Source organism: Kitasatospora sp. NPDC048194, from assembly GCF_043202455.1.
GTDB lineage: Bacteria > Actinomycetota > Actinomycetes > Streptomycetales > Streptomycetaceae > Kitasatospora.
The window spans coordinates 155,000-162,095 of record NZ_JBIDAK010000017.1 but is presented as its reverse complement, the minus strand read 5'-3'; the positions used below and the strand labels follow the sequence as shown (position 1 = coordinate 162,095).

At 70.4% G+C, this 7,096-nt stretch carries 5 protein-coding genes and 1 pseudogene; 3 read left to right on the top strand and 3 right to left on the bottom strand.

Features of this window, described 5'->3' with window-relative positions; genetic code table 11:
• Positions 1 to 795 (bottom strand): IS110 family transposase (locus ACGF07_RS21680; protein ID WP_392901233.1); only part of this gene is annotated, 795 nt, incomplete at its 3' end.
• Between the two features lie 339 nt (positions 796 to 1,134).
• Here ACGF07_RS21680 and ACGF07_RS21675 point away from each other — a divergent pair.
• Complete coding sequence (locus tag ACGF07_RS21675) at positions 1,135 to 1,926, top strand: IS5 family transposase (protein ID WP_392901231.1); 792 nt, start codon at positions 1,135 to 1,137, stop codon at positions 1,924 to 1,926.
• Here the strand turns inward: ACGF07_RS21675 and ACGF07_RS21670 are convergent.
• The gene (locus ACGF07_RS21670) at positions 1,883 to 2,374 is read right to left on the bottom strand and encodes a hypothetical protein (RefSeq protein ID WP_392901245.1); all 492 of its coding nucleotides are present in this window, start codon (positions 2,372 to 2,374) and stop codon (positions 1,883 to 1,885) included. The genes ACGF07_RS21675 and ACGF07_RS21670 overlap by 44 nt on opposite strands.
• Before the next feature lie 317 nt (positions 2,375 to 2,691).
• Here ACGF07_RS21670 and ACGF07_RS21665 point away from each other — a divergent pair.
• A pseudogene (locus tag ACGF07_RS21665) lies at positions 2,692 to 4,166 on the top strand (NF041680 family putative transposase).
• A 36-nt stretch (positions 4,167 to 4,202) separates the two neighbouring features.
• Complete coding sequence (locus tag ACGF07_RS21660) at positions 4,203 to 4,790, top strand: SMI1/KNR4 family protein (protein WP_050366990.1); 588 nt, start codon at positions 4,203 to 4,205, stop codon at positions 4,788 to 4,790.
• Positions 4,791 to 5,599: 809 nt separating this feature from the next.
• Here the strand turns inward: ACGF07_RS21660 and ACGF07_RS21655 are convergent.
• On the bottom strand, positions 5,600 to 6,901 hold the full coding sequence (locus ACGF07_RS21655; RefSeq protein ID WP_392901229.1) for a transglycosylase family protein: 1,302 nt from the start codon (positions 6,899 to 6,901) through the stop codon (positions 5,600 to 5,602).
• Positions 6,902 to 7,096 lie beyond the last annotated feature (195 nt).

The window sequence follows — 7,096 nt, the reverse complement described above, 5'->3', positions numbered from 1 at the left end:
GTGGAAGGTGTCGCGGATCTGCTTGTCGATCCGCTTGATCCGGTCGTCCAGGGCCAGGATCTGTGCGGCCAGGTCGGCGACGATCGCGGCGGCGACGTCCTCGCCGGGCAGCACGGTGCGCTGGGCCTCGGCGGCCTCCAGCGCGGTGGCTGCCACCGCGTCGGCGCCGCGGACGCTGCGATTGGCGAGCCAGGCCGTCAGCCGGGCCCGGCCGCGGCGGCGGATCGCGGCCGGGGTCTGGTAGCCGGTCAGCAGGACCAGGGCGCCCTTGTGGCAGGAATAGTCGAAGGCCCGCTCCAGGGCGGGGAAAATCCCGGTCAGCACGTCGCGGAGCCGGTTGATCATCCGAACCCGGTCGGCGACCAGGTCAGAGCGGTGCGCGGTCAGCAGCGCGAGGTCGGCCGCAAGCTGGGCGGGCACGGCGATCGCTGTGAAGTCCCGCCGGTGCCGGGCGGTCTCGGCGATGACGTAGGCGTCGCGGGCGTCGGTCTTCGCCTCGCCCCGGTAGGCGCCGGACATGCGGTTGACGGTCCGCCCGGGCACGTAGACGGCCCGCTGGCCATGGGCCGCAAGCAGGGCCAGCAGCAGGGCGGAAGACGTTCCGGGGATGTCCACCGCCCAGTGGACCTCGTCGGCGAGGCCAAGGATCTCACCGAGGGCGGTCAGGATCGCCGTCTCGTCATTGTCGATCTTCTTCGACCACAGCGTTGCGCCGGTCTCGTCGACCACAGCCGCCCAGTGATGGCCCTTCCCGGCGTCAACACCCGCCCAGACGTGGGCACTTCGCTCGCTCACTCAACCCTCCTCGATCCCACCCGCATCCCGTTGGCCCGAGGAACACCCCGCCGTCATCTCCATAAACAGCGACCGCACGTAGCGCGCATATCTCAATCAGCAGCCAGGGCGCCCCGGAGAGCCGGACGGCCACTCCGGAGGAGCCACTGAAGGCAAGACCCCATTAGCCACATCCGGCCCTCCCGGGCCACCCAACACCTTATGGAGGCCCTGTTGTCGCAGTTTTACGGCACCGCGGGGGCGGAGTCCACCTCGGTCACCCTCACGTGTGACTGCCTGGCTCACCGGTTCGGAAACGCCGCCGACCACGGGATGCGCGCGCCCCGCTATCCGACGGACATGTCCGACGCCGAGTGGGCGGCGGTGAGGCCGCTGCTGCCGGTGCCGGGCTGGCTGCGAGGCCAGGGCGGGCAGCCGGAGGCGTACTGCCACCGGACGATGCTGGACGCAATTCGCTATCTGGTCGACAACGGCATCAAGTGGCGCGCGATGCCGGCGGACTTCCCTCCGTGGGACCGGGTTTTCGCGTTCTTCCGCCGCTGGCGCGACCACGGTCTGGTCAAGGAGTTCCACGACCGGCTCCGCCGCAAGGTTCGCGAGAAGGCGGGCCGAGATCCGGAGCCGAGCGCGGGCGTGATCGACTCCCAGTCGGTCAAGGCGGACGCCGTCGTCGGATCCGACAGCCGCGGCTTCGACGGCGGCAAGCTGATCAACGGCCGCAAGCGGCACGTCGTGGTCGACACCCTCGGCCTGCTGCTGGCGGTGATGGTCACCGCCGCGGATGTCGGCGACCGCGCCGCCGCCCAGGTCCTGCTGGCCCAGGTCGCCGCCGCGCACCACCTGCTGGCCCTGGTCTGGGCCGACGGCGGCTACACCGGCAGCCTCATCGAGTACTGCCTCGCCGCCCTCGCCCTGGTCCTCGCGATCGTCAAGCGCAGCGACGACATGCGCGGTTTCGTCGTGCTGCCCAAACGCTGGATCGTGGAGCGGCTTTTCGCTCACCTGATGCGAAGCCGTCGCCTCGTGCGCGACTTCGAGCGATCCACCAGCAGTGCCGAGGCGATGGTCTACTGGTCGATGACGATGCTCATGACCCGGCGCCTGGCCCGGCCACGCCCTTCGCGAGCGTGAACCGGCCAGATACCGGCTCGGCCAGCCAGCCCCGGGCCACCAGCCGCTTCGCCTTCGACCGCAGCGCCTCGACCTTCCCCGGCACCGGGTCCAAGCCGAAGGCTACGGCCATCTCCTGGCACGTCAGCAGACCTTGACCGAGCCGGTTCCGGTCCGCGAGAGCCTGCAGGATGCGCTGGTAGTCCACCGACAATGCCGACCAGGCCAGCCCCGCGCGCCAGATCGGCACCATCGATTTCGGCTTCGCCGCCTCCTGGAGCTCGTGCTGCACCGGCTGTTCACCGGGAGCCCGCAGATCCTGGGAGGTCCCGGGGCCGACGGCATCGCCGTCGTCCGGCGCCAGCACCTCGCCGACGCGCGAGCGGGCGATGACCCACTCGTTCCACTCCCGCTCGGCCACGGCCAGCTCGGCCTGGATCCGGTCGGCCTCCTCCCGCAGTTCGTCCAAACGACGGCGAGCGGTGAGCTCGCGTTGTTCCAGAAGCCCACGACCGACGGCATCCCGACCTCCACCAGAGCGACGACTCGACACGTCACCGCTCCCCGAGACCACCGACCCTATGCCTGATCAGCGGAAACACACCCCTCACGCCCGGAAAGACAACATCTTCGTAGACACAGGCACTCAGCTTGTGATTTATCCAGCGGTCTCGAACAGGCGGACCTGGTGATCACTCGTCCGGGTGTTCACGGGACGCGGAAGCGGCCTTCGCGTGATCCTGAACTCGACCAAGAGGTGCAGGACTTGACGCGAAGGCGGTAGTAATGAGTGTGGTGGAACAGGGCGTGCAGTGCGAGCCGTTCGCGGAACTGTCACGCTTCCGGGGGGTCTTCTACGACTGCCTGATCGGACGGCGCGACGCGCTGTTCGAGCTCGCGGACGCGGTGCTGTGCACCGACGGCCCGGTCAAGACCCTGGTCGGCCTGGCGCTGGCTCCCGAGCACCGGCGCGGCCACGGCGCCCTGTACGGCGCGCTGAACCGCGGCCGCCTGGACGTCGAGCGGCTGCGGACCGAGCTGGCCAGTCTGCCGCTGCCGCGCGCCGCCGACGGCCGCCTGGTCCTGGCGGTAGACGTCTCCCCGTGGCTGCGGCCGGACGCCGCCACCAGCGACGCCCGCTCGTTCTGTCACACCTACGGCCGTGGTGAGAACAAGCACCTGATGATCCCGGGCTGGCCCTACTCCTGGGTCGTCGCCCTGGAATCGGACCGGACCTCGTGGGTCGCGCCGCTGGACGCCGTCCGGCTGCGGCCGGGCGACGACCTCGCCGCGGTGACCGCCTCGCAGCTGCGGGATCTGGTCGAGCGCCTGATCGCCGCAGGCCAGTGGCGCCCGGGCGACCCTGCGGTGTGGATCGTGACCGATGCCGGCTACGACGTGATGCGCCTGTCCTGGCTCCTGCGCGACCTGCCCGTCGAGATTCTGGGACGCCTGCGCTCGGACCGGGTGATGCGCCGCCCGGCACCGACCCGCGCGGAGTTCGCGCTGGCCAACCCGGCCGGGGGCCGGCCGCCCAAGCACGGCGGCGAGTTCATCTTCAAGGACTCCCGGACCTGGGGCACCCCGGACGCGGAGACGAAGGTGGAGACCACCCGCTACGGCACCGCCCATGCCCAGAGCTGGGACCGGCTCCACCCCGAACTCCAGCAGCGCGCCGCCTGGCGGGACCACCCCGGCAAGCTCCCAGTCATCGAGGGCACCGTCATCCGCCTCCAGGTCGACCACCTGCCCAGCGGCGGCGACCCCAAGCCCTTGTGGCTGTGGTGGTCACGACCGACAGCCGGTCCGGCGGAGACCGACCTGGCCTGGCAGACCTTCCTGCGACGGTTCGACATCGAGCACTTCTTCAGAATGATCAAGCAAACGCTCGGCTGGACCACACCGAAACTCCGCGACCCCGAGGCAGCGGACCGCTGGACCTGGATCATGGTCGCCGCCCACACCCAACTACGCCTCGCCCGGCCCCTGGCGACCGACCTACGACGCCCCTGGGAGAAGCCAACCGAACCGAACAGGCTCACTCCCGCCCGGGTCCGCCGTGGGTTCCGACACCTGCGTGCCAAAGCCTCAACACCGGCAACAGTGCCGAAACCCTCCGGCCCGGCCCCGGCCGCCCACCCGGCTCGAAGAACCGCCGCCCCGCGACCCGCTACGACGTGGGCCTGCTCCTGGCCACCGGCGAGTCCTACCGCAAACCGACCCACCACAAGGTCGGCACCAAACCCCGCCGCACGGGGTAGGTGGTTGTGTCACAGCGTCCTGCGAGGCTATGACCCATGATCGAGCCTCCACGCATCGGCATCAGCCCGGTGATCGCTTCAGTGACCGAGTCCTGGACCTTCATTGACGCCTGGCTGGCGGAGCACGCGCCGGCAAGCCTGGCCGAGCTCCAGCTGCCCGCATCGCCCGAAGCCATCAGCAGAGCGGAGGAGCGGCTCGGATTCCCGATTCCCGCTGATCTACGGGAGTCGTTGCTCTGTCACAACGGCGACGGTTCGTCCGTCGGGGTCCTCCCGTGCGGCCCTATGTACTCCACCGAGAGGATTGTCGAGATCCGCGACATGCGGATGAGGATCTGGGATGCCGACGATCCGGACCAGCAGGACGATCCATGGTGGGGAATGCTGTGGGTGCCGTTCGCCGGCGGCGACGGCGACGAACACTTCATTCACGCTGGTCCCGGCCTGTGGCACAACCACCTCGGCCGGGCTCCGCACGACGACTCCGCCTACTTCGTCGGCTGGCCGAGCCTCGCCGCATGGCTCCACGGCATCACCCAGGCGATGGCGCACTACGACGACCGTGACTGGAGCGGAACGGCCTACCGACCGATGCTCCGGAAGGACGGAACAGTCGACTGGTAGACCAGTCGACCAACCAGGGTCTGGATAAACCACAAGCTCAGGAGGCCCGGGAAGGGCCCTTCCCGGGCCTCCCTGGGCCGGACCGCACCCCGGGGGCCGGACAGTGCGCCAGGGGCGGTGATCGCCGTCAGGGGCCGTCCGCGGGACATCGGCCGGCCAAGGAGGGCCAGTGCCGGATCCGGTCGGCGTCGACAGTCCAGCCGGACCGGGGAGGCCCGGCGGAGGATCACCGCGGGCCCGGCCCGGCCGGGCCCCGGGGGCGTCCGGTGTTCGCCGGGCGCTCACCAACCATCACAGCCCCGCAGGGTCAGACCCCTGCCGGCCGGACCGTCACCCACCACCGCCCCTCCACCTACCAGCAAGCCGGGGAAAGGGATGGACAGAAGGGGTTGTCGGATTTACCGGCCGCCCGAAAATGGCTTCTGAGCTGCGGAAACACGCGGACGCGGCCGGAAGCGGCGGGGTACCTACGGTGATACCTGCGGAGGTACCTACGGTGGCGCCTGCGGTGGTATCTGCGGTGGTAGCTACGTGGAACGGCCAAACACCATCGGAGCTCGATGCAGAGGTCATGACCGAAGCTCGCCGACTGGCCCAGCACCCTCGCGTTCCACTCGAACACTCGGATGCACCGACCCGATGCACCCCAATCGACCCGGATTCTCAAACGATCTCGACCGCCAGCCTTTGAGACAGACGCACCTCCACCAGGCGCCGGCGCCAAAGACGTCCCGTTGCGTCCCCGGCAGCGGGACGTTAGCTCCCGGGGCGGGCGCCCCGACGCTTGCTGATGGTGGTCCTCTGAGGTGTCAGAGGGTCCCGGTGATGCTGGCCGCGTAGTGGTTGCCGTAGACGCCGGTCAGGTTAATCGCGGTGGCGTTCTGCCAGCTGCCGTCGGTGTGGCGGATCGCGTGCAGGACGCGGTTGTCCGTCGTGACGAAGGTGGCCTGGAGCTCGCCGGCGACCGTCGCGGCGCTCACCGACGTCGTGGTGAACGAGCCCGCCACCGGGGCCAGGTCGCTCAGCGGCATCCACTGGCCGCTGGCGAGCCTGGCGCCGTGGTACTGCTTCGTGCCGCCGTTCGACGCGATGACGATCTGCACGTCGGCACCGGTCCCGGTCATCGCAACGTCGGTCGCGGCGCCCGCGTCTCCGGCCATCGAGTACACGTCGCCCCAGGCGCTCCACGTGCCGTTGGCGGCGCGGACCGAGTGGTACACGCGTCCGCCGGCCACCGCGGCCACCTGCAGCTGTCCGTTCACGGAGGCCTCGGACGCGCTGGTCACCGCCGCTGGCAGCGAACCGGCCTGGGACTGGACGTCGGCGAACGCGGCCCAGGTCCCGTCCGCGTGCCGCACGGTGTGGAACAGCCGTCCGCTCGCGACCGCCAGCACGTTCAGCTCCGAACCGATCGACACGGCTGACACCTTGGTCACGGAGCTCAGGGAGCCGGCCTGCGAGCTGACGTCGCCGAAGGCGCCCCACTGGCCGTCGGCGAACCGGACGGCGTGGTAGATGTCGCCGTTGCCGCCGACCGCCACCACGTGCGTGTCGCCGTTGATCCCGGCGTCGGCCAGCGAGCCGACGGGGCCGATGTCCCCGGTCTGGGCGGCGACGTTGGCGAAGCCCGACCAGTTGCCCGACGCGTCGCGGGTCGCGTGGAAGATTCCGCCGCCACCGTTCACCAGTACCTGTGCCTTCCAGCTTGGCGCGGGGGCCGGGGTGGGTGCGGGGTAGGGGTCCGTGCGGTCGGTGGCGAGGCCGGTGCCCGGCGCGCACGCCGGCCAGGCGCCTGCGCCCTGGTCGGCGAGGATCTTCTCGGCGATGAGGATCTGCTGCTGCTTGGTCGCCAGGTCCGGGCGGGCGGCGTAGTTGAGGCCGCCGTAGTGGCGCCAGTTGTCGAGGCTGAGCTGGAGCCCGCCGTAGTAGAGCCGGTTGGCGCTGACGATGCTCCAGTTGCCGCTGCTCTCGCACGCCGCGACCTTGTCCCAGGTGGACACCGAGGCGGCCGAGGCCTCCGTAGTAACGAGCAGCGGGGCGCAGAGCGCCGTCAGTACGGCAGCGGCGGACATCCGGCGCAGGAGGGGGGCCTTGAGAGCGCGTGCGGGCATGGGGTGGGCTCCTGGGATTCTGCGGTGGTGGACGCACGGGGTGAGTGGCTGGTCCGGGCGCCTGGCGCCGAGAGGGGTGGCGGGCAGGACCCGTAGGGTGGCCGGCAGGACCGGGTGGTGTTGCCGGTCAGGGCTGTGGTGGCGGCGAGGGCGACCGCCCGGCCCCTGGAGCGGGACCGGGCGGTCAGGGTGTGG

Bases quoted from the DNA above. Each gene is read 5' to 3' on its own strand.
- ACGF07_RS21675 (WP_392901231.1), top strand. From the start codon at position 1,135: ATGTCCGACGCCGAGTGGGCGGCGGTGAGGCCGCTGCTGCCGGTGCCG.
- ACGF07_RS21660 (WP_050366990.1), top strand. From the start codon at position 4,203: ATGATCGAGCCTCCACGCATCGGCATCAGCCCGGTGATCGCTTCAGTG.
- ACGF07_RS21655 (WP_392901229.1), bottom strand. From the start codon at position 6,901: ATGCCCGCACGCGCTCTCAAGGCCCCCCTCCTGCGCCGGATGTCCGCC.